General features: G+C 62.5%; 28 protein-coding genes, 1 tRNA gene and 1 pseudogene. 29 read left to right on the forward strand and 1 reads right to left on the reverse strand.

From position 1 onward, the window contains the following. Positions 1-18: 18 nt before the first annotated feature. The 21 genes from fabD (at position 19) to cysS (ending at position 20,180) form a co-directional block, all read left to right on the forward strand. Positions 19-969 (forward strand): ACP S-malonyltransferase, encoded by a 951-nt coding sequence (fabD, locus tag VGB22_05305; GenBank protein ID HEX9750687.1) that lies wholly within the window; start codon positions 19-21, stop codon positions 967-969. A gap of 70 nt (positions 970-1,039) precedes the next feature. Beyond that, positions 1,040-1,792 carry a 3-oxoacyl-[acyl-carrier-protein] reductase gene (gene fabG, locus VGB22_05310; GenBank protein HEX9750688.1) on the forward strand — a complete coding sequence of 251 codons (753 nt, stop codon included), beginning with the start codon at positions 1,040-1,042 and terminating at the stop codon, positions 1,790-1,792. A gap of 105 nt (positions 1,793-1,897) precedes the next feature. Next, a complete protein-coding gene (acpP, locus tag VGB22_05315) occupies positions 1,898-2,149 on the forward strand; it encodes an acyl carrier protein (GenBank protein HEX9750689.1) in 252 nt (83 codons plus the stop codon). Between the two features lie 42 nt (positions 2,150-2,191). After that, positions 2,192-3,490, forward strand: a complete 1,299-nt coding sequence (fabF, locus tag VGB22_05320; protein ID HEX9750690.1) for a beta-ketoacyl-ACP synthase II — start codon at positions 2,192-2,194, stop codon at positions 3,488-3,490. Positions 3,491-3,669: 179 nt separating this feature from the next. Then, a complete protein-coding gene (gene rnc / locus VGB22_05325; GenBank protein HEX9750691.1) occupies positions 3,670-4,470 on the forward strand; it encodes a ribonuclease III in 801 nt (266 codons plus the stop codon). 45 nt (positions 4,471-4,515) lie between these two features. Further along, the gene (locus VGB22_05330; protein ID HEX9750692.1) at positions 4,516-5,295 is read left to right on the forward strand and encodes an electron transfer flavoprotein subunit beta/FixA family protein; all 780 of its coding nucleotides are present in this window, start codon (positions 4,516-4,518) and stop codon (positions 5,293-5,295) included. A gap of 210 nt (positions 5,296-5,505) precedes the next feature. Next, positions 5,506-7,593 carry an elongation factor G gene (fusA, locus tag VGB22_05335; protein HEX9750693.1) on the forward strand — a complete coding sequence of 696 codons (2,088 nt, stop codon included), beginning with the start codon at positions 5,506-5,508 and terminating at the stop codon, positions 7,591-7,593. A gap of 64 nt (positions 7,594-7,657) precedes the next feature. Continuing rightward, positions 7,658-8,404: an outer membrane beta-barrel protein gene (locus VGB22_05340; GenBank protein HEX9750694.1), complete on the forward strand. Its 747-nt coding sequence runs from the start codon at positions 7,658-7,660 to the stop codon at positions 8,402-8,404. 229 nt (positions 8,405-8,633) lie between these two features. Then, positions 8,634-9,197, forward strand: coding sequence for a hypothetical protein (locus VGB22_05345; GenBank protein ID HEX9750695.1), 564 nt, complete (start codon positions 8,634-8,636; stop codon positions 9,195-9,197). Between the two features lie 177 nt (positions 9,198-9,374). After that, positions 9,375-10,130 (forward strand): YebC/PmpR family DNA-binding transcriptional regulator, encoded by a 756-nt coding sequence (locus tag VGB22_05350; GenBank protein HEX9750696.1) that lies wholly within the window; start codon positions 9,375-9,377, stop codon positions 10,128-10,130. Positions 10,131-10,238: 108 nt separating this feature from the next. Next, positions 10,239-10,760, forward strand: a complete 522-nt coding sequence (ruvC, locus tag VGB22_05355; GenBank protein HEX9750697.1) for a crossover junction endodeoxyribonuclease RuvC — start codon at positions 10,239-10,241, stop codon at positions 10,758-10,760. Next, a complete protein-coding gene (gene ruvA / locus VGB22_05360) occupies positions 10,757-11,350 on the forward strand; it encodes a Holliday junction branch migration protein RuvA (protein HEX9750698.1) in 594 nt (197 codons plus the stop codon). The genes ruvC and ruvA overlap by 4 nt, the downstream gene beginning before the upstream one ends. Positions 11,351-11,361: 11 nt before the next feature. Beyond that, on the forward strand, positions 11,362-12,438 hold the full coding sequence (ruvB, locus tag VGB22_05365; protein ID HEX9750699.1) for a Holliday junction branch migration DNA helicase RuvB: 1,077 nt from the start codon (positions 11,362-11,364) through the stop codon (positions 12,436-12,438). 42 nt (positions 12,439-12,480) lie between these two features. After that, positions 12,481-12,714, forward strand: a complete 234-nt coding sequence (locus VGB22_05370; protein ID HEX9750700.1) for a DUF2905 family protein — start codon at positions 12,481-12,483, stop codon at positions 12,712-12,714. A gap of 1 nt (position 12,715) precedes the next feature. Beyond that, a complete protein-coding gene (queA, locus tag VGB22_05375) occupies positions 12,716-13,804 on the forward strand; it encodes a tRNA preQ1(34) S-adenosylmethionine ribosyltransferase-isomerase QueA (protein ID HEX9750701.1) in 1,089 nt (362 codons plus the stop codon). Between the two features lie 4 nt (positions 13,805-13,808). Next, positions 13,809-14,987, forward strand: a complete 1,179-nt coding sequence (gene ispD, locus VGB22_05380; GenBank protein ID HEX9750702.1) for a 2-C-methyl-D-erythritol 4-phosphate cytidylyltransferase — start codon at positions 13,809-13,811, stop codon at positions 14,985-14,987. Between the two features lie 24 nt (positions 14,988-15,011). Next, positions 15,012-15,638 carry a DedA family protein gene (locus VGB22_05385; GenBank protein HEX9750703.1) on the forward strand — a complete coding sequence of 209 codons (627 nt, stop codon included), beginning with the start codon at positions 15,012-15,014 and terminating at the stop codon, positions 15,636-15,638. Between the two features lie 10 nt (positions 15,639-15,648). After that, on the forward strand, positions 15,649-16,704 hold the full coding sequence (locus VGB22_05390) for a D-alanine--D-alanine ligase (GenBank protein HEX9750704.1): 1,056 nt from the start codon (positions 15,649-15,651) through the stop codon (positions 16,702-16,704). 35 nt (positions 16,705-16,739) lie between these two features. After that, complete coding sequence (locus tag VGB22_05395; GenBank protein HEX9750705.1) at positions 16,740-17,528, forward strand: HAD family hydrolase; 789 nt, start codon at positions 16,740-16,742, stop codon at positions 17,526-17,528. A 117-nt stretch (positions 17,529-17,645) separates the two neighbouring features. After that, positions 17,646-18,770, forward strand: a complete 1,125-nt coding sequence (locus tag VGB22_05400) for a M42 family metallopeptidase (protein HEX9750706.1) — start codon at positions 17,646-17,648, stop codon at positions 18,768-18,770. Beyond that, positions 18,771-20,180: a cysteine--tRNA ligase gene (gene cysS, locus VGB22_05405; protein ID HEX9750707.1), complete on the forward strand. Its 1,410-nt coding sequence runs from the start codon at positions 18,771-18,773 to the stop codon at positions 20,178-20,180. It begins immediately after the preceding gene. A 3-nt stretch (positions 20,181-20,183) separates the two neighbouring features. On the opposite strand, the gene VGB22_05410 is transcribed toward cysS, so the two are convergent. Next, positions 20,184-20,744 (reverse strand): O-acetyl-ADP-ribose deacetylase, encoded by a 561-nt coding sequence (locus VGB22_05410; protein ID HEX9750708.1) that lies wholly within the window; start codon positions 20,742-20,744, stop codon positions 20,184-20,186. A gap of 550 nt (positions 20,745-21,294) precedes the next feature. Here VGB22_05410 and VGB22_05415 point away from each other — a divergent pair. The 8 genes and pseudogenes from VGB22_05415 (at position 21,295) to VGB22_05450 (ending at position 25,905) form a co-directional block, all read left to right on the forward strand. Next, a complete protein-coding gene (locus VGB22_05415) occupies positions 21,295-22,140 on the forward strand; it encodes a FliA/WhiG family RNA polymerase sigma factor (GenBank protein ID HEX9750709.1) in 846 nt (281 codons plus the stop codon). Positions 22,141-22,177: 37 nt separating this feature from the next. Next, positions 22,178-23,368 (forward strand): DUF2225 domain-containing protein, encoded by a 1,191-nt coding sequence (locus VGB22_05420; GenBank protein ID HEX9750710.1) that lies wholly within the window; start codon positions 22,178-22,180, stop codon positions 23,366-23,368. 39 nt (positions 23,369-23,407) lie between these two features. Beyond that, positions 23,408-23,905 carry a PilZ domain-containing protein gene (locus VGB22_05425; protein HEX9750711.1) on the forward strand — a complete coding sequence of 166 codons (498 nt, stop codon included), beginning with the start codon at positions 23,408-23,410 and terminating at the stop codon, positions 23,903-23,905. Continuing rightward, positions 23,902-24,378: a hypothetical protein gene (locus VGB22_05430; GenBank protein HEX9750712.1), complete on the forward strand. Its 477-nt coding sequence runs from the start codon at positions 23,902-23,904 to the stop codon at positions 24,376-24,378. Before VGB22_05425 ends, VGB22_05430 begins: the two co-directional genes overlap by 4 nt. 239 nt (positions 24,379-24,617) lie before the next feature. After that, positions 24,618-24,815, forward strand: a pseudogene (gene csrA / locus VGB22_05435) (carbon storage regulator CsrA). Positions 24,816-24,967: 152 nt separating this feature from the next. Further along, positions 24,968-25,156, forward strand: coding sequence for a hypothetical protein (locus tag VGB22_05440; protein ID HEX9750713.1), 189 nt, complete (start codon positions 24,968-24,970; stop codon positions 25,154-25,156). Between the two features lie 216 nt (positions 25,157-25,372). After that, on the forward strand, positions 25,373-25,681 hold the full coding sequence (locus tag VGB22_05445; GenBank protein ID HEX9750714.1) for a hypothetical protein: 309 nt from the start codon (positions 25,373-25,375) through the stop codon (positions 25,679-25,681). Between the two features lie 147 nt (positions 25,682-25,828). After that, positions 25,829-25,905: transfer RNA gene (locus tag VGB22_05450), tRNA-Val, on the forward strand. The last annotated feature ends 32 nt before the right edge of the window (positions 25,906-25,937 follow it).

Here is a 25,937-nt window from a genome sequence, read left to right on the forward strand (position 1 = left end):
GGTATTCCCTCAGGTGCCATGAAGACAGCGCTACTGTTTCCCGGTCAGGCATCCCAGTACGTGGGTATGGGCGCCGACTTGTATGCGGAGTATCCGCCGGCACGCGAAATGTATGGCCGTGCCAATGAAATCCTCGGTGTCGACATCGCCGCACTCTCCTTTCACGGTCCATCGGATGCGCTCGTCCGGACGGCGAACACGCAGCCGGCCATCTTCCTGCACTCTTGCGTCATGCACCGTCTCGCCGCCGATGCCGGACTGGTTTTTGACTTCGCTGCCGGACACTCACTGGGCGAGTACTCGGCTTTGGTGGCGTCCGGCGTGTTGACGTTTCACGATGGTCTCGTGGCGGTCCGCGAACGGGCGCGATTCATGCAGAACGCTTGCGAAGCCCACCCCGGCACGATGGCCGCTGTCCTGGGGCTGGACTTCGCCACCGTCGACGACGTCTGCAAGCGCGCCATGACCGTCGGCACCGTCGTCGCCGCGAACTACAACGGTGAACGCCAGATCGTGATCTCCGGCGACCTCCCCGGTGTCGAGGCGGCATCAGCACTGGCCTCGGAAGCAGGCGCCAAACGGGTCATCCGACTGGCCGTCGGTGGCGCGTTTCATTCGCCGCTCATGGAACCGTCGCCCCGAATGCTGGCGCCGGTGCTCGAGCGATTGCAGTTCGCCCCCGCGATGCGTCCGGTCGTCCTCAATGTTTCCGCCGAACCGACGACCGATCCGGCCGCCATCAAACCCGCGCTGATCCAACAATTGACCGCCCCCGTGCTCTGGTATCCGACCTTGCGGGCACTCTCGTCGGCGGGTGTAACCCGCATCATTGAAATCGGCCCCAAGACCGTCTTGCTGGGACTGGCCAAGCCGCTCTTCCGCGAAGCGGAACTGCTCTCGCTGGACACCGTCGTCGATCTGAAATCATTTGCGGAGAACCACGAAACCGTCCCTGCCCGTGGCGATTGAATTGCGATCAGGCAGTCTGTCCGATATGTCGACAACGCCCCCGAAGGCCGGCGAGACTCGCACGCCGGGTATGAGCGAGACGGTACGGTCGCGCGTGGCGCTGATCACCGGCGGTTCGCGCGGAATCGGCGCGGCCATCGCCGCCCGCCTGGCGGCCGACGGCCACAAAATCGCCATCAGTGGACGCGATCAAAGCGCGCTGACGCGCCGCGCTGAAGACGTGCGCTCGCTGGGCGTCGAGGTGCTGCCGGTGGTCGGCGATTTGCTCGATGCCGATGCCGCGAACCGTCTCATCGACCAAATCGAAGAGCGGTGGAGTGCGCCGGAGATTCTCATCAACAACGCGGGCATCACGCGCGATGGCCTCTTCATTCGGATGAGCGACGATGATTTCGACACTGTCATTCGCACCAATCTGACCGCGGCCTTCGCGCTCTCCCGGCGCTGCGCGCGCAGCATGATGAAGGCGCGCTGGGGACGGATCATCAATATCACGTCCGTCGTCGCCCAGATGGGAAATCCCGGACAGGCAAACTACGTGGCCGCCAAGGCGGGACTGATCGGTTTGACCAAGAGCATGGCGTTGGAGCTGGCCACGCGCGGTGTCACGGTCAATGCTGTCGCTCCCGGGTTCATTCAGACCGAGATGACCGCTGCGCTGTCCGAGGAACTCGCGGCGCGCTACTTGTCACGCATACCGTTGGGCCGTTTCGGTTCGCCCGCTGATGTCGCGGGGCTGGTGGCGTTTCTGTCCGGCCCGGAGGCCGCGTACATTACCGGACAGACCTTTCGCGTCGATGGGGGATTGCTGCTGGCATCCTGAGGAATGGGCCGGCAATTGGGCTTTCCCCGGAAGTCATGATTGTCCTATTATTGCAGGTTGGATCGGAGATTTACGGCACAGACAATTTGCTGGGGAGGATCGAGCATGGCGTCCGTCGAAGAGCGGGTCAAAAAGATCATCGTCGAGCAGTTGGGAGTCAATGCGGAGCAGGTCACCAGTGGCGCGTCGTTCGTGGATGATCTCGGAGCGGATTCGCTCGACACGGTCGAGCTTGTCATGGCCTTGGAAGAGGAGTTTGGTCTGGAGATTCCCGACGAAGAGGCACAGAAGCTCGCCACCGTGCAGTCTGCCATCGACTACATCAACGAGAAGGGCGAGGGCGGAGCCGACGACTAAGAGCGATGCCCTTCGCCGGCTGACCCGGGGCATCACTGACCGATGAGCACCAACGGCTACCATCGCAATGACCGTCCGCGCCACCGTGTCGTGGTGACCGGTATGGGTGCGCTCACGCCGATTGGTCTGTCGGTCGACGAGTTCTGGAGTGGTTTGCTGGAGGGGCGCTCCGGCGCGGCGCTGATCGACTCCTTCGACACCTCGCAGTTCTCCACGCGCATCGCCTGCGTGGTCAGGGGTTTCGACCCGGCCAGTGCCGCCGAACGCAAGGAGGCCCGTCGGCTGGATCGAGCCGAACTCTTCGCCCTGGCCGCCACGGCCGAGGCGATCAAAAGCGCCGGAGTCGATTTCGACACGCTGGATCGCGAACGCTGCGGCGTCGTGATCGGCTCGGGCATCGGCGGCATCGATACGTTCGAAAAACAACATTCGACGCTGCTGAATCAGGGTCCCGGACGCGTGTCGCCGTTCTTCATCCCCATGATGATCATCGATATGTGTGCCGGAATCGTGTCGCTGCGACACGGATTGAAGGGACCCAATTACGCCACCGTCTCCGCCTGCGCATCCTCGGCACATGCTATCGCCGACGCCGCCCGCATTATTGAACGCGGCGACGCCGACTTGATGATTACCGGCGGCGCCGAGGCCACCATCACCGCCGGTGCGCTCGCCGGATTCTGCTCGGCGCGCGCGATGTCGACGCGCAACGACGAACCCAAACGCGCCTCCCGTCCCTTCGATGTCAACCGTGACGGGTTTGTCATGGGCGAAGGCGCCGGCATCATCGTGCTCGAATCACTGGAACATGCCACCGCGCGGCACGCCAGGGTCTTAGGTGAGATTCTCGGCACCGGGATGTCGGCCGACGCCTATCATATCACCGCCCCGGCGCCGCACGGGGAAGGCGCGGTCCGGGCCATGCGCGCCGCGTTGAAGGACGCGGAAATCGAACCCGAAGACGTCGACTACATCAACACGCACGGCACATCGACCGATCTGGGGGATATCTGTGAGACCGAAGCGATCCGTTCCGTGTTTGGCGGCCACGCCGACAAACTGGCCGCAAACTCCACGAAATCCATGATCGGGCATTTGCTCGGGGCCGCCGCCGGCGTCGAATTGATCACCTGCCTCAAGACGATTGGAACCGGCACCGTTCACGGCACACTCAATCTCGAAGATCCCGATCCGAAATGCGACTTGAACTATGTGCCGCTGGTCTCGATCAAGCGGACCGTCAAGACGGCGATTTCCAATTCTTTTGGTTTCGGCGGGCACAACATCACACTTGTCGTCGGTGCGCCGCCGGGCAACGGCAGCACAGGAGCAACGTCGTAATACCGACACCGAGTCACACTGAGGGCCACACAACACCCGTAAGCGCCGGGAGCGGTTAGCCGGGAGGCGCTATCTGCGCCCTGCATCAGCAGGACGCAGATAGTTCTTCCCCACATTCCCGATCGAACCGTCGGCTTCCGCGCTCGGGTTCACTGGGACGTTGCGTCCCGGGACGACCGATGGGATTTTTATCACGACTCTTCAAGTCTCGCCGTACTGGCGACCAACCGACGATTTCGGCCGCGACGCTGCTGGGTTACCAGTTTCGCAGCCGTCTCCTCCTCGAAGAGGCGCTGACGCATCGTTCCTATGCGAATTCCGCCGGTACGCCGACAACGTACGAGCGCCTCGAGTTCCTCGGCGATTCGATCCTCGGACTGGTCGTGGCCGAACACCTCTATCGAACCCATCCCGACAAGACGGAAGGGGAACTCACCAAGCTGAAAGCGTCACTGGTCAACCTCAAGACACTGACCGCGGTGGCGCGACGCGAAGGGATTGCTCCCCACATCCAGCTCTCTCCCGAAGAAGACCGCGCCGGCGGTCGGCGTCGCGGCTCGATCCTCTCCGATGTCCTCGAGGCCGTGCTCGGGGCGATCTACCTCGATGGCGGGTTGCCCGCAGCGCAGGGGGTCATCGAACGCATCCTCATCGGCGAATTGACCAACACCCACCAGGAGTTTCTCGAAGTTAATTACAAGGGGGAACTGCTGGAGTATCTCCAGGGACGTGGCGAGGGCATGCCGCGTTACGAAGTCTCCGATGAGTCCGGTCCCGACCACCAGAAAACATTCACCGTCGTCGTGCACCGCAACGGGCAGGCGATCGGACGCGGTATCGGCACCAACAAGAAGGAAGCGGAGCAAGGTGCCGCGCGTGAAGCGCTGCGCTCACTGGGCATCCTCACGGAGATTCTCGAAGGCGCAAGAAAGCGCCGCATTCCGTCTGGTCCCGGCCATGCCCGCGCCGGCACGATTTAAGTAGCGTCACACGCGCGTCGAATCCGACGCCACCCGGAGAACCCGATGAATATCGTCGTCTGCATCAAACAGGTCCCGGAAATCGCCCTGGTCAAAGTGACGGCGACTGAGGGCGTCATCCTGCCGGCGGGAAAGGGGACCATGAATCCCTTCGATGAGTACGCGGTCGAGGAAAGCATCCGGCTCAGGGAGAAACACGGCGGCACCGTCACGGCGCTGAGCTGCGGTGGCGACGACGCCGTCTCCGGCCTGCGCGATGCCATCGCGCTGGGCGCCGACCGCGCGGTGCTGTTGGCCGATGCTGCCTTCGCCGGTTCTGACGGCGTGGCCATCGGGCGGATTCTCGCGGCCGCAATCGTTAAGCTCGGCGCGGTCGATGTCTGTCTGTTCGGCAAAAACGCCGTCGATACCGACCGGTCCGTCGTGCCGGGGGCCACCGCCGGAGCGCTGGGATGGCCGCAGGTCTTGTTCGTCAAACAGATCGCGGCGATCGCCGACCGCCGGGCCGAACTCCTGCGCACGACCGAGGACGGATTCGACCGTGTCTCCGTCACGCTTCCCGCGGTGATCAGCGTCGTGAAAGAAATCAACGAGCCCCGGCTGCCCTCGTTGAAGGGCAAGATCAAAGCCAAGAGCGCGCCGGTGGATCGCTGGAGCGCATCCGACTTGGGGATCGACGTGTCCCATATCGGAACGGGCTCGGCGACGCGCGTGCGCACGGTGACTCCGCCCGCCGAACGCACCGGCTGTGAAATGCTCACCGGCGATGCGCAGACGGTGGCCCGGTCGTTGTATCAAAAACTGCGAGAGCAGAAAGTCATTTGAAATTCATCGATTCCTCGCGTGCGTCGTGACATACGCAAATATCGCAATTCGATCGCTTAACGATGACCCGCTGAATCGACACTTCGCGGGCGATGGCCCCCGATGCCGTTCCCGGATGCCGGTTGACCCCCGCTGAGGTGATTTCTATCTTGCCCGGTCTCAAGCCCTGGGGACACGGGTCCCGAGCGAAGCCGAGGGAAAGGAGCGTTCGTGAAGGAGATTACATCCGAGGATATCCGCAACATCGCGCTCGTCGGCCACGGCGGGACCGGCAAAACATCGCTGACCGAGGCCATCCTCTTCTGTGCCGGGGCGCTCAATCGCATGGGATCGACCGATGCGGGCAACACGACCAGCGACTACACCGAAGAAGAGATCGCGCGGAAAATGTCGTTGGCGGTCTCACTGACACACTGTGATTGGAAGGGTCGTCACATCTCCGTCCTCGATGCTCCCGGTTACAGCGATTTCATCGGCGAGACGATTTGCTCACTGCGCGCGGCGGACACTGCGGTCTGCCTCCTGAATGCCACCGGCGGCGTCGAGGTCGGGGCCGAGCACACGCTGCAATTGCTCGACGAAGGCGATCGTCCGCGATTGTTCTATGTCAACAAGATGGACAAAGAACACGCCGACTTCGCCGCCGCCGTTGAAGCGCTGCGCGAACGCTACTCGACGAAGGCCGTTCCGGTGCAGTGGCCCATCGGCCAGGCGACCGAGTTCAAGGGCATCGTCGACTTGGTCACCATGAAGGGATACGCGGCCGACGGAAAGCCATCCCCGGTGGAGATGCCGATCCCCGATGCAGTTCGTCCCCAGGCCGAAGAGGCGCGTGGCCAAATGGTCGAAGCCGCGGCCGAATCCGATGATGCGCTGCTGGAGAAATTCTTCGAGTCGGGCGCATTAAGCGATGAGGAACTGGTCACCGGACTGCGCAAGGCCGTGGCCGATGGGAAAGTCTTTCCGATCCTCTGCGGCGCCGCCGCCACCGCCGCGGGCGTGCCGCTCTTCATGTCGTTTGTCGATCAGTTTGCACCGTCCCCCGCCGACCGTCCCCCGGTCGAGGGGACCAACCCGGCCGATGATCAGGCCGCGACCCGCCCGCCACGATCCGTCGCGCCGTTTTCGGCACTCGTGTTTAAGACCGTCTCCGAACCGCATGTCGGAGAACTGTCGATGGTGCGCGTGTTCTCCGGGCGGCTCGCCCACGGCGACGAAGTCATCAACACAACCCGCGATCAGACCGAACGCATCGGCCAGGTGTATCTGCTCAACGGCAAGGAGCGCAGCGAGGTCGGGACGCTCGTGGCCGGACAAATCGGCGCGGTCGTCAAGCTGAAAACCACGCACACCGGCGATACGCTCTCCGACAAGAAATATACCATCAAGCTCCCGCCGCTGGTGTTGCCCAGACCCGTTATCGAGATGGGCGTCAAGGCGAGCGCCAAAGGCGATGAAGACAAGATGGGCAACGGTCTGTCCCGGTTGCACGAGGAGGACCCCACGTTCTTCCACCGTGTCGATTCCGAACTGCGGCAGACGATCATCTACGGTCAGGGGGAGATGCACTTCGACGTCATCACCAACAAGCTGAAAAAGCGCTTCGGTGTCGAAGTCAACCTTGAGAAGCCGCGCATCCCGTATCGCGAGACCATCACCGGGAAGACCGAGATTGAGTTCAAATACAAAAAGCAAACCGGCGGACGCGGCCAGTATGGCCACGTGTTTCTGCGGATCGAGCCCCGTGGGCGCGGCGAGGGATATGAGTTCGCCGACGAAATCAAAGGCGGCGTCATTCCGTCGAAGTTCGTCCCGTCGGTCGAAAAAGGCGTCGTCGAAGCGATGCACGAAGGAGGGCTCTCCGGCCATCCGGTCGTCGATACGCGGGTCGCGGTTTTTTATGGATCGTACCACACTGTCGATTCCTCCGACATGGCATTCAAGACCGCCGGCCTGATGGCATTCAAAGAGGGTTTTTTGAAATGCCACCCGGTGATGCTCGAACCGATTTACAATGTTGAGATCATGGTCCCGGATGACTTCACCGGGGATGTGATGGGCGACATGTCGAGCCGTCGCGGCAAAATCATGGGCATGGACCCGATGGGGAAGTGGCAGAAGATTCGCGCGCAGACGCCGCAGGCCGAGTTGTACAAATATGCCACCAAGCTGCGGTCATTGACTCAGGGGCTGGGGACTTATTCCAGCGAGTTTTCCCACTACGAACTGGTGCCGCGCGAGTTCGCCGAACAGGTGATCGAAGAAGCCAAAGCCGCCAAGAAAGCCGCCGAGGCATAGCGGCAGTTCTCACGTCCGCGTGTGGGGCCCAATGAAATCACCGTGTGCATCATCCGCCGTCAGGTTGTTATTCATCGTCCTGACCGTTGCGGCTGTCCTCGCGCCGTTGTCACAGGCGTACTCTCAGGACTACGCGACTCCGAAGTGGCTCCTCTCCGTTTCCGGCGGTCTGGCATTCCCAACCGGGCGATTTGCCGAAACCAACCCCGATGCCGATCCGCCCAAGGCCGGTCACGACAACGGCTATGATGCCTCAGCCGCTATCGGCATGTTCCTCTCACCCGCCGTGGCTGTCGGCATTTCCGGCGACTACAGCCGATTTGACATCGATTTCGAGGGTCTTCCCGTCAATCCCGACGATCGGGGACACACATCGACCGTGTCGGGGCATGTCTGGATCAAATACCAGTTGAGTGGCGGCTTTGCGCGCTGGCAGCCATATGCCAAAATCGGGCTCGGCGCCGGGCGTCCCACCGGCCAGGTCGACTATGACGTACCGGTTGCATTTTCCGTCAACGACTCGACCGTTCTGGCGACCAAACTGGAGAGCGTCGTGAAGACGTCATTCTCGTTCCTGGCGGCATTAGGCGTGCTGATTCCGATCACCAATCAAGTCGGCATTTCCATCGAACCGGCCTATCGAACTGTCTCGACCAAAGGGGCAGGACGCACCGACAAGATCCACACAGTCGACGGCGATGTCTTTGAAACCGAAATCGGGACTGATTCGGGCGGTGGAACCGTGCGTCTGAAGGCAAAATCCAACACCGATTGGTGGGAAATCCGCGGCGGAATCGTCATCATGATCTGACCGGCAGTGCCAGATTCCGCATAAACCATTGCCTGGCAATATCTTGACGGCATAGGCAGCCGGAGACAGGTCACCAACTTTTTTGTAAGCGATTGACAATTCTACTCTTGACAGGTTGATGGCTCCGGCGTTTACTCTGGCCGACCGTTGGCGGGAACGGTCATTTTTTGCAATGCTCGCACTACTGATTGTGGAAACAGGGAAGATCTAAACAACCGGAGGAGGGTCCATGAAGAAATTAGTACTGATTTGTGCCGCAACAGTGTTGGGACTGTTCGCGATCGCCGGTAGCGCGCATGCCGGAGCAGGCGTCGGAGCGACATGGTATTATGGTTCGATCATTCCCGACATCACGATCCCCATCAAGATGGAATCCGGGATGATCATCGAACCGCGACTGGGCTTTACCAACATCAGCTACGACGAAGGCAGCAGTTCGCAGGCGGCCGGCAGCGTCTACTCCTATGGCGGCACCGCCATCCGTTTGGGCGTCAGCGGTGAGTTCCCGTTCGGTGAGGCCACCGCGGCTCACCCGATGATCGGCGCCTGTGTCGGTGTTCAGAATATCTCGCCCGACGTCGAGGGGCTGGATAGCTGGACGGATTTCTTCGTCGACGCGTTTGTCGGGGGCACCGCCAGCTTAACGGACGGCTGTGATGCCGGTGTCCGTGCCGGAGTCGAGCTCTGGATGTATGGCGAGCAGAAGGCCGGTGATGTCGTTGTCGAGCCCTCGGCGACCGAGATCGCCACGTTCGTCCAGTTCTTTATGCGTTGGTGGCTCTGGGGGCAGTAAACCGTCTTGGACAATCGAAGTTCAACCCGCCCGAAACACTGTTTCGGGCGGGTTTTCTTCTGATATTCGACGTCGACTCCATGTAGGTTGGAGCCACGCCAGCCCCTTGTGGTCTGGTCCAACCGGACATTATCTTAATCCATTGCGCGAGCTTAGCAGACGGAGCGTTGACATCTTATGTCCGGACATTCCAAATGGTCGACCATCAAGCGCAAGAAAGGCAAGACCGATGCCGCGCGCGGACGGATGTTCACCCGTCTGATCCGCGAAATCACGGTGTCCGCCCGCGAAGGGGGCGGCGATCAGGACTCCAATCCCCGTTTACGCACCGCCGTCGCAGCCGCCAAGGCGGCCAACATGCCCGCCGACAACATCAAGAAAGCAGTTCAGCGAGGCACCGGCGAACTGCCGGGGGTCACCTACGAAGAAATCCTCTATGAGGCCTATGGTCCCGCCGGAGTGGCGATTCTGATGCGCACACTGACCGACAATCGCAACCGCACCGTCGGTGAATTGCGCCATCTGCTGAGCCGTTTCGGCGGCAATATCGGCGAGACCGGAAGCGTCAATTGGGTTTTCCAACGCCTCGGCCAGTTCGAGATCGATGCGAAGTCGGCCCCGGAGGATACGGTGCTCGAGATCGCGATGGAGTCGGGGGCGACCGACATGAGCAGCGACGGTGACACCTTTACGATTATTTCACCGATGGCCGAATTCGATTCGGTCAGGACGGCGCTGGAACGTAAGGGGATCCGGCCCACCAGCGCGGAGTTGACCATGGTGCCGCAGTCCTATATTCGACTCGAAGGGCGCGACGCCCAGACCATGTTGAAGTTGATGGATGCGATCGAAGACCACGAGGATGTGCAGAACGTCTACGCCAACTTCGATATTGACGATGAGTTGATCGAAGAATTCAGCGCACAAAATTGATACCGGCTGTCGGTGAGTGTTCCGCCCCGGAATCTGGGGCGTTTTTTTGTGGTACCCATGCCGGATGCCGTAGTCTATCCTATCGGCGCGCGATCTGCGCGGTGCGTCATGAAAGTATTTGGCATCGATCCCGGACTGAGCACGACCGGCTGGGCCGTGATTCATCAGGCCGACGACGGCGTTAGTCTCGACGCGTCAGGAGCAATCCGGACCGATTCGTCCCTGCCGCTGCCGATTCGCCTGCTGTGTTTGTTTGAAGAGTTGCAGGATGCGCTGACGCGGCATAGGCCGCAGGTCGTGGCCATCGAAGAAGTGTTCGTCGCGCGCGATGCGCGCGCCGCACTGGCCTTGGGTCAGGCCAGAGGCGCGGCGCTGTTGGCGGCGTCGATGAACGGCCACGAAGTGCACTCGTACTCTGCCTTGGAGGTCAAGCAATCGATTACCGGCAACGGCCGCGCATCCAAAGAACAGGTGGGGTACATGGTATCGCGCCTTCTCAATCTCGCGTCGGCGCCGAAGCCCGCCGACTGCGCCGATGCCGCGGCGATCGCGCTGTGCCACTTAAATCGCGCCTCCATACCGGATGTGCTGCGCGCGTCCGAACGTCCTCGCGTGGGGGGGGCGCGATGATCGGATTTGTCGAGGGCGAATTGATCGAGCGCCACCCGACGCGCGCGGTGATCTCCTGCGCCGGAGTGGGATATGAAGTCGCGGTGCCGCTGTCGACCTTCGACCGTTTGCCCGATGTCGGCCAGAGCTGTCGCATCCTGACACGGCTGGTTGTGCGTGAAGATGCCCACCTGCTCTTCGGGTTTTCATCGCACGAAGAGCGGACCCTCTTCGACCAGCTCTGCTCGGTGTCCCGCGTCGGGCCGAAGCTGGCCCTGTCGGTGCTCTCCGGTCTGTCCGTGCCTGAAATTAAAGGCGCGATCGCGAAAGAAGATGCGGGTCGTTTGGCGTCGATTTCCGGTGTCGGCAAGCTCACCGCGCAGCGTATTTGTGTCGAACTGAAGGACAAAGTCAGCGCCGATGGCGCCCTGACCCGCATCGGACGGCCCGGTGGAGAGGGGATCTATCACGAGGCCGTCACGGCGCTCATTGTTCTGGGGTATTCCCGTTCCGAAGCGCAGGATGCCGTGGAGCGCGCGATGAAAAAGTCGCCCGGAGTCGTTGAAGTCGAAGAGCTGGTGCGCCACGCGCTGGGTTCTCCGGCGCGCTGAGTCAACCGATCATGGCCGCGATGCGTAAAAGCGATGTGACCAACCGACTGCCGGAACATGGCGTCATCACCCACGACCGCCTGACCGCGCCATCGCCGCAGCCCGACGATCTGGCGGCCGAGGGGTCGGTACGCCCCCGGCGCTTTAGTGAGTTCCTCGGTCAGTCGGCATTGGTCGACAATCTCAAAGTCTTTATCACCGCCGCGCGCCAGCGCGGTGATGCGCTCGATCATGTGCTGCTATATGGTCCGCCCGGATTGGGCAAGACCACGTTGGCGCACATCATCGCCAATGAACTCGATACCGAACTGAAGAGCACGTCCGGCCCGGCGCTGGAACGCGCCGCCGATTTGGCGGGGTTGTTGACCAACTGCGGCGAGCGCTCCGTGCTGTTCGTCGATGAGATCCATCGGCTCAATCCCACTGTCGAAGAATACTTGTACCCGGCCATGGAAGATTTTTCGCTCGATATCATGATCGACCGCGGCCCGGCGGCACGCGCGGTCAAACTGCCGCTCAAACGGTTCACCCTCATCGGCGCGACCACCCGTGCGGGTCTGCTGACATCGCCGCTGCGTTCCCGGTTCGGGGTCGTCGGCCGTCTCGATTATTATTCGGGCGACGATCTGGCGGCCATCGTCCGTCGTTCGGCCGCCATCCTCGATGTCGACATCAGCTCCGAGGGCGAGCAGGAAATCGCCCGGCGCGCGCGCGGAACGCCGCGCATCGCCAATCGTCTGCTGCGGCGCGTCCGCGACTTCGCGCAAGTGCAGGGTCAAAAGACGATCGACCGCACGGTCGCCGATGATTCGTTGCGTTCGCTCAATGTCGACGCCTCCGGTCTCGATGAAATGGACCTCAAAATCCTCGAAACCATCGTGCACAAATTCCACGGCGGGCCGGTTGGGCTGAATACACTCGCGGTGGCTGTCGCCGAAGAATCCGGGACCATCGAGGAGATTTACGAGCCGTTTCTGATTCAGGAGGGGTTTCTCGACCGCACGCCGCGCGGGCGGTCCGCCACGCCGCGCGCATACGAGCACCTCGGGGTGGTCCAAAAGGCGGCAGGGGCCGGGCGCCTGCTCTGATCCGCCACTGGTCGTGGCCTTCACCTCTTTCGAGCACACAGTATGGCCAGCGGGTCGCAAACGTCGGAACTCGGACGGTTGCTGATTGTCATCGGCGGCGCGGTGCTCATCATCGGCATCGCCGTGGTTCTGATCGGTCGCGCCGGCTGGCCGTGGAGACCGCCTGGCGATATTCTGCTTCGCGGGCGCGGGTGGAGCGTGTGGATTCCGATCACGAGCAGTATCATCCTCAGTTTGTTGCTCACCCTGATTCTGAATATCTGGCGGCGGCATTGATGTGAAGACCGCGCAGCTCGACTATGAACTCCCCCCGGTGCTGATCGCGCAGCACCCGATGCGCGTGCGACGTCATTGCCGATTGCTGCGTCTGAGCCGGCAGGACGGTTCGACGGCGCATCACCGGTTCGACGAGCTGCCGCAGTTGCTGGATCGCGGCGACCTGCTCGTCGTCAATGATGCGGCCGTCATCCCGGCGCGGCTTCTGGGACAGCGTGCCCCCGGCGGCGGGCAGGCCGAAGTGTTACTGCTCGAAAAGCTGGGCCGACGCCGTTGGCGGGCGATGGTCCGCCCCGGCCAGCGGCTGCGCGACGGGGCGGTCGTCGAGTTTCCGGATCGCAACGGCGATGCGTTTGCGGCGCGCGTTGAATCGGTCGCCAACGATGGCACACGCGTCGTTACGTTTCACGGTCACGGACAATTCGATGTGTGGCTGAAAGCCGTCGGCCATGTCCCGCTGCCGCCGTATATCGACCGTCCCGACCAGACACGAGACCGGCGCGACTACCAGACGGTCTTCGCGCGGCACCCCAATTCCGTGGCGGCGCCTACCGCCGGGCTGCACTTCGACAAGCCGCTGATCGCCCGGTTGCGCGCGCGCGGCATCGCGCTGGCGGCTATCACGCTCGACGTCGGCGCGGGGACATTTCGACCGATCAAGTCCGACCGGATCGAGGACCATCACATGGATGAGGAACGGTTTTCGATTTCGTCGCGCACTCTGAGGGTGCTGGCGGCACGGAAACACACCGGGCGCATTATCGCCGTCGGCACGACCGTCACACGCACGCTCGAAACCCTGGCGACGCACCCGCAATGGCGCAAGCTGTCAGAGCGCTCAGATTCTCCGACACAACCGGGCAGCGTCTCTGTCGGGAGCGTTGAGGGTCGTACTGATTTGTTCATCCGTCCCGGCTGCCGATTCGCACTGGTCGATGGACTCATCACCAACTTTCATTTGCCGAAGTCGTCGCTGCTGGCGCTGGTCGCGGCCTTTGCCGGACTCGATTCGGTGATGGCGGCCTATCGGGAGGCGGTCGAACAGCGGTATCGATTCTATAGTTACGGCGATGCGATGCTGATCCTGTAGCGACATGTCCGCGCAACCCACAACCGGAGTGATTATCGCCGCCGCCGGATCTTCGGAGCGCCTGGCGGGCGACCGCCCGAAACAATGGCGTCCGCTCGCTGGGATGACGCTCGTCGAGCGTGCCCTGCGCTCGTTTCAATCCGAGCCGGTCGACGGCGTGGCGCATCTGGTGCTGGTCGTCGCGGCGGGCTGGGAAGAATTAGCGCGGGCGACGCTGCGCGAACCCCGTGTGAGCGTCCACGTCGTGACCGGAGGCGCCACCCGCAGCGAATCGGTGCGCAATGGGCTTGAGGCGATGCCGCCGGATATTGACGTGGTCGCCGTTCACGACGCCGCGCGTCCGTTCTGGCCGGTCGCACGCTGGACCGCGCTCGTAGCGTCGCTGCGCGATGCCGATGGCGCCGTGCTCGCCGTTCCGGTGCCGGATACCCTCAAGGACGATCGCGCCGCTGGCTGCCGCACGATCGACCGCAAAGGCCTCTGGCTGGCGCAGACGCCCCAGGCGTTCGTGGCAGCATCGGTACGAGCCGCGCACGACCGCGCCAAGAGGGAATCGTATTGCGGCACCGACGATGCCGAGTTGGTCGAACGCAATGGCGGACGGATTGCCCTCGTCGAATCGGATTCCACCAACTTCAAGATCACAACAAATGAAGACTGGCGTCTGGCCGAGCGGATCGTGTCGAATACTCCCGTGAGCGCGACCCGTGTTGGGATCGGCTTTGATGCGCACCGTTTGGGGGGAGAGGGCCCTCTCATCCTGGGCGGAGTACGATTCGCGGATGGCGGCGGCCTGATCGGCCACTCCGATGGTGACGCGCTGTTGCATGCGATTTGTGACGCACTGCTCGGGGCCGCCGCGCTCGGCGACATCGGCCGTCACTTCCCACCGAGCGATCCGAATTTCTCCGGAGTCGACTCACGCGAACTGGTTCGTGCCACAACCGGGCTGTTAGCGAGGGTCGGATATGCTCCGTGCCAGGTCGATTGCGTCGTCATGGCCGAGGTTCCGCGACTGGCGCCGCAAATCAATGCGATGCGGGCGATCATCGCCGCCGACCTCGGGCTTGCTCTCAGCACGGTATCGGTCAAGGCAACCACGACCGAGACGATGGGTTTTGTCGGGCGTCGCGAAGGTATTGCCGCGCAGGCCATCGCGACCATTCGTGCGATTCAGCCATGAACGCGCCACAGGACACGATCTGACATGGAATTTTCCGATTCCTGGAGTTCGCTGCTCTGGCTGCAGTCGTTCTGGTGGTCGGTCGGTCTGTTCTTTGTCGCCGCCCTGACCGAGATGATCTTCCCGCCGTTTCCGGGTGATGCCGTCTTCTTCCTCGGACTCGTCGCCGTCCAATCCCAGCAACAACCGCTGCTGGCGGCGTTTGTCGCCGCGCTGCTGGGCGGAGCGCTCGGGTATTCCTTGCTGTATTGGTTCGGACGCTTGAAAGGACGCAAACTCTTTCGCCCCGGACGGCGCGGAATGTTCTCCGAGGCGGTCTTAATCAAACTGGAACGCTGGATCAAGCGCTGGGGGTGGCTGGTGATCGTCGCCGGGCGCTTTCTGGCCGGTGTGCGTTCGGCGGTGCCATTGGTGGCGGGAGTCGGACGTTACCAGCCGATCACTGCGCACGTCCTGGGCGTGATATCGATACTCCTGTGGAACGGCATCCTCGCCTATCTGGCGCTTCGACTTCACAAAAATTGGGTTACCGTCTCGCGCGTCTGGGACACTTACACCTTGGCGGTTTTGGCGGTCCTTGCTACCATAGCAATCCTCTGGTTTGTGATGACGAGGCGACAGACGAAAGCATCCGAGCGTATACCACAGTAATGGGGGCATCATGAAGGTTCTGGTTCTGGCAGGGGGACGGTCCGCGGAGCGCGATGTGTCGCTGGCGACCGGTGCGGCCGTATGCGCGGCACTCACCGAGACGGGCTATGACGTGATGGTGCTCGATCCGGCGGTTTCATCGCGGGCACTCGATTGGTCGCCCGATGTTTTGACCGCCCGGATCGGCGTCACGCCTCCCGAGGACGAGGACGAATCGCCCATCGTGGCCGATCATGTCTCGACTCTCACACCCGCCGATCTGGCCCCGGCCGGTGTCGGCGATGTCGATTTGGTGTTCATCGCCCTTCATGGCGGCGATGGCGAAGACGGACACGTGCAGGCGCTGCTGGATGCCGCCGGCGTCGCCTATGTCGGCTCCGGTATGCTGGCTTCCGCATTGGCAATGGACAAAAACGCCGCCAAACGGATCTTCATCGCCGAAGGGATACCGACTCCGAATTGGCGCGTGGCCGATCGCGGCGAAATCGTGTCCTATCAGGAAAGTGTCGTCGCCCTGGGACTCCCATTGGTCGTCAAGCCGAATGCGCAGGGCTCGACCGTCGGCCTGAGCATCGTGAAAGCCGAAAGCGGCTGGGAACCCGCCCTGGCCGAAGCGTTTCGCTGGGACAGACGACTGCTCGTGGAGGAATTCATCCCTGGACGAGAACTCACCGTGGCCATCCTCGCCGGTGAAGCGCTCCCGGTCATCGAGATCAAGCCGTCGCACGGCATTTACGACTACGAGTGCAAGTACACCAGCGGACGCACCGACTACATTTGCCCCGCCGAGTTGACCCCGAAGCAGACCCGCGCCATACAGGAACAGGCGGTGTCGGCGTTTCGCGCGCTCGGATGCCGCGACTATGCCCGCGTCGATTTCCGGATGCGCGATGACGGCCCGCTCTACTGCCTCGAGGTCAACACGCTGCCCGGTATGACGCGGACATCGTTGGTTCCCAAGGCGGCCCGTGCGGCGGGAATCGAATTCCCGCAGCTCATGCGGCGGTTGTGTGACTCGGCGATGCGGCATCAGTCGCGCACGACGGCGGCGAAGGTCTCCGCGTAAGCGATGGCGCGTTTCCGCAGCCCCCGGCCATCGTCATGACATTCGCACAGACCCGCCGTCGATCCGGAACGGCTCGCCTGCGCCCGCCCGGCGGCGGTCGTTATGCCGCAATCATCTTCGACATGGGCGGCACGCTCATTGAATACGAAAACATCCCGTGGCCCCGGTTGTATGGGATCAGTCTCGATGCTGTGCGACAGTATCTCCGTCGGTCCGGACGCTCCCTGCCGCCCCGGCCGGTGTTTCGCCGCCAATTCGACGCGCTGTTGAATCGTCGCCGGCAACTCATCCGCGCCCAGATGCGTGAATACCGAATCGGCGAACTCCTGCGCTCGCTGTTGCGCTCGGCGGGCATACGTCTGCAACGCGACGAGTTGGGCACGGTCGCCGATGCTTACTACTCCGTGATCAGCCGACAGGCCAGCGTCTACGCCGACTCGGAATCGACTCTGCGCGCCGTGCGCGACGCCGGGTACTCAATCGGCCTGCTCTCCAACACCTGTTTCCGTGTCGCCGATCACCGTCACGATCTGGAACGCTTCGGATTGTGGCGCTATCTCGACGCGGCCGACTTCACGTCGACCGGACGCTACCGTAAGCCGCACCCCGATGCCTTTCGCCGCATCGGACGCCGTCTCGGTGTGCCGTTGAAGCGGTGCCTGTATGTCGGAGACCGACAGTATGAAGATGTGCAGGGGGCGCAGGGCGTCGGCATGACGCCGGTGCTGGTCCGCCGGCCCGGCTTCCGGTACACTCCGGGGCTGACACGATCGGTGGAAATCCGCAATGTCGGCGCGTTGCGGCGCCATCTCAATCTGGATTAATCGGCCAATTCGGGATTGAGTCGCCGGATGCGAATGTGTTACCTTCGCGCTTTCGTGTCGATTGCTGAAATGTCACGATACTGACGGGAGGATCTTTTGGATCGAACGGAACGACTATTGGCTGCACTGACAGAGGCGCATGGCGCACCCGGGAGCGAGTCTGCGGTCCGCCGCGTCATGGCGGAGCACATGCCGTCCCATGCGGAGCTCTCGTCGGACAAACTCGGCTCGCTCATCGCCAAAGTGGCCGGACGCTCCGAGTCGCCCCGCGTGCTGGTCGGCGCGCATATGGATGAAGTCGCATGGATCGTGCGTGAAGTCACCAAGGATGGATTTCTAAAGGTGTATCCGCTCGGCGGCTGGTGGGGGCATGTCATGCTCTCGCAACGGGTCGTCGTGCATGGCGACAAGGGACCCGTCGTCGGCGTCTTCGGATCGACGCCGCCGCATCTGCTGCCGGACGAGGAGCGCAAGAAAGTGATCGCCCCGCGCGACATTTACATCGACGTCGGCGCGGCCGAGGGATTCGATGTCGCGCGCAAGCTCGGCATCCGCAACGGTCACTATGTGACGCCGATGGCCGACTTCCAGATCATGGGCAACCCGCAGCTCTACCTGGCCAAGGCCTTCGACAATCGCGTCGCCTGCGCATTGGTGTGCGATCTCATGCAGGCCACCAGGCCCAAGTCCCTGCCGAACACCCTCTATGGTCTGGGCAGCGTGCAGGAGGAAGTCGGCTTGCGGGGAGCGGGCACCTCGGCATGGGCGGTCGATCCCGATGTGGCGCTCATCGTCGATGTCGGCATCGCCCGCGACACGCCCGGCATCAAGGAACCGGGGGAGAAGCTCGGCGGCGGCGTCGCGATCGACATATTCGATGCGGGAATGATCCCCAACGGCAATCTGCTGCAACTGGTGATCGACACCGCCGACCGCAACCGCATCAAATACCACCTCTCCTCGATGGAACGCGGCGCCACCGATGCCGGACGGGTCCACATCTCGCGCGCCGGCGTCCCGACCGTATCGCTGGGACCGGCCGCACGCTACATCCACTCCCACAACTCCATCCTGTCACGCTACGACTACGATGCCACGCTGAAACTGCTCAAGGCCGTGGTCAAACAGCTCGATGCTGCGACTGTGGCCGGTTTGACCGATCGCCCAACGAAGCGTGTCTCCGCGCGACGTCCGGCCGTCAAGACAAAGCGCCCGGCCCGCAAAGGACGCACGCGACGATAGATGCCTGTCCGGTTCACCGATACGCGACGGCGCGCGCTGGTCGATTTCGAGCCGCTGAGACCGGGCGAAGTGCGCATGTACACCTGCGGCCCGACCGTCTACAACTTCGCGCACATCGGCAATTTTCGCACATTCATGTTCGAGGACCTGCTGCGCCGCTTTCTCAAGTGGCGCGGGTTTGCCGTCACGCAGATCATGAACTTAACCGACATCGACGACAAAATCATCAAGGCCTGCAATGCCGCGGACATCTCTCCGGCGGAGTTTACGGCCCCCTATAAGGAAGCGTTCTTCGAGGATGTCGACATGCTGCGCATGCAGCGCGCCGAGGTCTATCCCGAGGCGACGGCGCACATCCCGGAGATGGTGACGCTCACCGAAGCCCTGCTCGAACGCGGCCACGCATACAGAGCCGATGACGGCTCGATCTACTTCCGCATCGCCTCGTTTCCCGAGTACGGACAATTGTCGCACATGGACTTGACCGAGCTCAAGGCGGGGGCCCGTGTCGCCTCCGATGAATACGAAAAAGACCAGGTCTCCGACTTCGCCCTGTGGAAGAACTGGGATGAGGCCGACGGCAACGTATTCTGGGAGACATCCCTCGGCAAGGGCCGTCCGGGATGGCATCTGGAATGCTCCGCGATGTCCATGAAATACCTCGGTGCGGAGTTCGACATTCACACCGGCGGGGTCGACAACATCTTCCCGCATCACGAAAACGAAATCGCGCAATCGGTCTGCGGCACTGGAAAACCGTTCGCCCGCTACTGGCTGCACTCGGAGCATCTCCTGGTCGAAGGACACCGCATGGCAAAGTCGCTGGGCAACTACTACACATTGCGCGACGTGGTTGCCAAGGGGTACTCGCCGTTGGCGGTGCGCTATCTCTTGTTGTCGACCCACTACCGCCAGCAGCTCAACTTCACCTTCGCCGGACTGGATGGCGCGCGCAGCGCCATCGAACGCCTCCGGGACTTTCAGCAGCGCCTGGGCGAGATCACCGATGAGGGAGATGCCGGCTCCGACTACGCCACGATGGTCAGCGAAGCCCAATCCGGATTCGGCGACCACCTCGACGACGATCTGAACGTCTCCGGCGCACTCGGTGTGCTCTTTGACTTCATCCGCGACACATACAAGCGAATCGATTCGGGTGCCCTCAATCGCGCCGAGGCGGCTCTGGCGCTGGTATTCTTGAAGAGCGCCGATCGAATCCTCGATGTCTCAACGCCCGAGAGTGCCGGCGGCGTCGATGAATCGTTGGTGGAGAAGCTGATCGAAGAACGAAAACAGGCGCGCGGCCGCAAAGACTTCAAACGCGCCGACGAGATTCGCCGGCAGTTCGATCAGATGGGTGTCGTGCTGGAAGACACGCCCGCGGGCACGCGTTGGAAGCTGCGGGTGTGATGCTCATCTCCGTTGTCCACGCGCCGCCCCGCGTCGTGTAAACTCTTCGAAGTACACCGCGTAGTCCGCATCCGAAAACAGCACGAACCGAATCAAATCGAACACGTCGGCGTGTTCATCGACGAACGCGGACACCGTATTAATGGCAATCGGCGACGCTTCTTTGATCGGATATCCATATGCCCCCGTCGAGATCGACGGAAAAGCCACCGTGCGCGCACCCACTTCGACCGCACGCTTCGAACTCTCGCGATAAGCCGATGCGAGCTGATCGGCGTCCGAACGCAGCCCGCCGTAAATCGGTCCGACCGCGTGAATTACCCAGCGCGCCGCGAGCTTACCGCCGCCGGTCACGACCGCCTGCCCGGTCGGACAGCGTCCGATCTTCCGGCACTCTATCATGATCGTCGGGCCGCCCGCGCGATGGATGGCGCCGTCGACCCCGCCGCCGCCCCGCAGCGAAGTATTGGCGGCATTGACGATCGCGTCGGTCCGTTCACGCACAATATCCCCCCGCACAATCTCCAAACGCGTTGTCCCTCTGTTGAATCCCAGTTCCGGCATATTCTCGCCTGCGTCGGCGCTCTGGCGGCGGACGTGCGCCCGATCCGGAGCATATATCGTCATCACGCGCGGGTCAGCGACTTTTGCTCGATCTGGTCGAGCACCGTACCCTGAGTCTGGTCACTCCCCGACAACTGTGACGGAATGACCCCACGGATTCGGAATTTTTTTCCGCTCTGAGAGTCTCCGCTCGGCCGTCCGGCCGAGTTAACCCGTTGCCCCTGAATGCTATGCAATTCTTTGCAGCGGTTGGCAATGCCGTTGCAAGGGGGACTTGACGAAACGGGGATGGTATACCCAGCCCCGTCATTATGGCGACGAACCAGCACAATTCGGCCCAGGCCGGTCCCGCACCAACCGTCGCCGCGTCGGACGGCGGCGGCAGTCAGGCGGCCGACCGGACGGACCTCAGGCGTCGCGATAACACTATATCGATAACTATGTCACATACTATTCCACATAACGAGCGGCCGCGCGGCCACGCTGTGAATGGGACAACCACGCACGGCCAACGGGGCCGAGGGGCAATCTAACGCAGGGAGCGGACAGCATGCCGATGATGATGGCGCCACGGACGGAGATGTCGGAGTTTGCGGACACCCGCACAGGCAAGACCACGCGACGCAGCCGCAACACCCAGGATGTCTCCCGTCAATGGGAGGCGTACCGCCACACCCGCGATCCGAGAATCCATCAGGAACTGATGCTCCGCTATTTGCCCTTGGTCCGCAATGTCGCCGGCCGCATGGCGCACGGCTTTCCCAAATCCGTGGAGCTGGCCGACTTGATCTCCACCGGCGTCATCGGCTTAAACGAAGCCCTGAAGAATTTCGATCCCGACCGCGGGGTCAAATTCGAGACGTTTGCGGTGCCCCGGATCCGCGGTGCCATTCTCGATGAGCTGCGCGCCCTCGACTGGGTGCCGCGCTCCACCCGGGCCAAGGCGCGCGAGATCGACCGCACTACGGTCTACCTCGAAAACAAGCTGGGACGTGTCCCCACGCGCTCGGAGATGGCCGATCACATGAAAATCTCCGCCGATGATCTGGCGTACGCGCTCGAGGATGTCTCCGGCACCACGCTGCTGTCCCTGGATGAATTGGTCTACCGCGAAGAGGACAATCGCCAGGTCCCGCGCGTCGAGACGCTGGAATCGCCCCAGAACGACACCGTGCTCGGCGACATCGAACGCCAACAGTTGCGCGCCTATCTCATCAACGCCGTCTCCAATCTGTCCGAGCAGGAAAAGCTCGTCATCGCGCTGTACTACTACGAAGAACTGACCTTACGGGAGATCGGCGAGGTCATGCATATCTCCGAGTCGCGCGTCTCGCAAATCCACACCAAGTCGGTCGGCAAGCTGCGCGCGCTGGTGCGCGAACGCTTCGGATTCTGAGCGGACAGGCCGCTGACGGGACCGTGGAGATTCCGGAATGAACGCCGATACCTCACCGTTTCGCATGATCCGGCTCGAATGCCCCGTCTGCACGACCATCAATGACTTTGAGCAAATACGTCCCGGCGCGTTCACCGAAGGCGACCGCGACACCGATTTTTGCCCCCGGAATCACCAGTGGACAAACCCGAAATACCAGGCCATCCATCCGCTCCTGTACTTCACCGCCACCTGCTCCTCGTGCCACTACACGCGCGAGCTCAACAGGACATTTCCGGGTTGGAAAAACGACGCTGAATTTTGTGCGGTCCGTCAGCCCCGCCTGCGACAGCAACACCTGCAGGCGCTGGCCGATCCCGATGGATTGCTGCGACGTCTCGGCGGCAATCTCTGGCCCCAACAGTATCCGACGGCCACGGCGATCAACAAGCTGCTGATTGCCATCTTCGACGAACTGCTGTCCGATAGACCCTCGGCCACGGACCTGGGGCGCTGGTTTTTGCGTGTCGCCTGGTTGTTCCGTGAAGGATACCCCGCGTCGGAGGGGAGTGCCACTCCGCGCACACAGTTGCGCCGTCGCCTCTTTGCCTCCCTGGATCGATTGAAATCGTCGTTGCAGCAAGTCACCGCCCAGCTCGCCGAGGTCATCGACTTTGCGCAGTCGCACCCCGAATCGTTGGCATCCGATCAGCATGACCTGCGCACGCCCGCGCAGTGCCGCGGCGAATTTGCCCGCTGGATGGAGGTACAATCCGCTCTCGGCGCCGACATCAACGGTATCATCACCATACTCACCGATGAGGGCCGCATGCTGTTCGGCGCCGGCGGCGACCGATCCGCTCCGGCAGAGCGCTACGGCGACTACCCGTCGTACGGTGCGTTTTTGAATTCTCTCCAACAGATCGCCGCGTGGGCTCCGGCGAGTGAGCCGGATGCATTGGCGCAGGCATACGACTATCAATGCCGGGCGCTCGAGGCGGCGTCGGTCAGCGACACCGACACTTCACGATTGCAGTTGATCTACATGGCCGGTGAGATCGCGCGCCGCCTCGGCCGGACGCCTGAGGCCGAGCGCCACCTGACGCAGGCCACGCTCATCGGACGCGCCTGCGTCCAGAACGGCGGTGACGATCGCTGCCAGACGGCCCTGGCGCGGCACATCGTCGGATTGGCAACGCAACAGTTGACCCGTCTTGAAGAATTCACATTGAGCAATTTCAAGGTTTGAAGACAGCGGTCTTAACAGTTCAGGGGGAGGGACATCAGAATGACCACCAGAAAAGCGGCAACCGCGAAGCCGGCGCCCGCCGGTACCGCCAAGAGCAAGTCTCAGAAGCGTCGTTATGTCCGACTGGAAGTGTTCTCACCGGTTGAGATTACGCCGATCGTAGTGGATCGCGCCGAAAACCGCGTGCGCCGCCACCCGCACAAGAAGGCGGGCGTCCTGCTGAATCTCTCCGGCGGCGGCGTCCTCATCTCGACGACCGATACGATGGAGGAAGAAGACGTCGTGTTGATGCGCTTCGACATCAAGGGATTCGACAGTCTCAACAACATTCTCGGACGGGTCAAGCGCGTCGAGCTACGCGACGACGGCGAACGGCTCGTCGGCGTGGAGTTTCTCTCACCCCGGCAGGTGACCGATCCGGTCCTCGCGCGGGGACTGGCAAAGCTCAGCGACAATCCGCAGGGCTTTGAGGAGAGCGTCGGTCGTCTGATCTCGCGGTATGTCTTCCAACGGCAGATCGAGTCGGAGTCGGAGTGACGCACGGCCGCGAATACGACCGCGTCGACCGCGAGCCGGTCGCGGGCCGTGTCGAGGACGTCGTCGAATCGGTCCGCGGCCTGGGCGAACGCGCCCGCCTGCTGGCGGTCAATCTCGCGGTCGCGGCGGCCCGGCTCCATCAGTCGTATGACCGCCGCCACATGAATGATGAGTTGCTCGACTTGGTGGCCAAAGTGACGCGCGTCTCGCAGGCGGTCGGCGATGCCGTGCTTGCCATCGAATCGGGCGCTGCGTCCACGAAGGGATCGCTGGGCATCTCCTCACAAACCCTGCAAGGCGTCGGAATCCCCGACCAGGACACGCTGGACCGGCTCGCACAGGCATTGGGCGAATCGGTCGCGTTGGCGGGCCAGATTGCCCGACGCCTCCGCGAGGTCGAACTCGAGCACCAGCCCTCTCCGCAGTCGACCTCCTCGTCGTTGCGCAACTGGGATGATCCCTTCCGGCCCTGAGGTGCAGGCGCCGAAGATCCTCTCTTGAAGGCGGAGCGGCATGCGGGTTTTGTCCCACATCGTGCAGCGGACTGCATAGCGCATCACCGGTTGTCCCGGACCCGTCGGCGCACGACGCACGGGGCGCAGCTCTCCCTGTCGATTCCGACGGCGTTTTGGAGCCGGTGAATCAAGCACCCGGGGTGCGGGCCGATACCCTGTGATAGGGACAGTCGAACCGGGGCGCGCAAGGAGGCGGCGTGCTGATCCTCACACGGAAACAGGGCGAAAGCATTACCATCGGCGACGATGTCAAAGTGACGGTCCTCGGCGTTTACGGACGTCAGGTTCGTCTGGGTGTCGAGGCCCCGCAGAAGGTCGTCGTCCACCGTGAAGAGGTTTATCTGAAAATTAAAGAGGAACACCGCAAGAGCCGTACGATCAAATCCGACCTGATGGGGCTGGCCCGAATCATTACCGGCAAGGTCAAGGGCGGGAGCGCCAAGCCATCCGACACGGAAACCGCCGATGCCAAACCGGGCGAAAGCGTGCCGGGTCAAAACAAACGACCCCAGCCCCGCGATGGCCGGAGACGGACGGAGAGGTGAACATGAGCTGGATCGATCGTCTGCTGAAACAGCGTGCCGTGGGCCCGCCGACGAAGAATGCCGCCGTCGACAAGAATGCCCGCACCGGACCGGACGCACCCAAGGCGCCTCCGACGAATCGCAGTCCGCAGACCGACTTTCCTCGCGGAGTCGACGCCGGATTCTGCTTCGGCGATTCCGACGCGAAGTAGCCGGCACAACGTACGCCGCGATCGCGCGTCGGTGTCGTCATGCGCCACACCGGCACAGGCGCACCGCGACGTCGGTCTCAGTGTTCACTTCTCGCACACCGCAACTCTGACCGGTCCACTCTCCATCGACACTCGGTCGCTGATCCGCCGCCGCGCATCTCGGGCATCGAATTTTCGGAAAATGCGCCGCCGGACAGCCGATAAAGGAATGGGAGTGTGGCTTTGCATCGCTTCCAGCGATCGGCCACGTCGAAGATGGCATCGCGCAAGACGAAACCGGCATCGCCCCGGCGCCGCGTATCAGCGGCCGCCGACAATCGCCCAGACACGAAGCGGGATGAGGCGTCGCATTCCTCCGCCGATCCATTCGCTGGTCTGGTCGAAGATCCCGAATACACCGGCGACGGCTCCATTCGCCCGGCGCGCGTCGCCAAGGCGCGGCGCGACAGCGCGGCCGGACGGTACCGAACCGACGATGTCATGGCGACGATCGTCGAGCGATTGTTGGATCAATGGATGTTGTAATGTTCTACCCGTCGATGTGCACGCCCGCCGCACCGTCGCAGAGCCCCCTTGTGCACGACCAATCCTGAATCGTCGGCGTTCTTCCGTCCGGTAAAGCGCTTGCGCCCGTGCGAGCGCCCCGGTATTTTTGTCGCAATGAATGCCAACGGGCGATTAGCTCAGATGGTTAGAGTGCTTGCTTGACATGCAAGAGGTCACTGGTTCAATTCCAGTATCGCCCACCATGCCGCCCTCCGCTGTCCGGAACTCTCTTTCC

The organism is Candidatus Zixiibacteriota bacterium (genome assembly GCA_036397555.1).
GTDB lineage: Bacteria > Zixibacteria > MSB-5A5 > WJJR01 > WJJR01 > DATKYL01.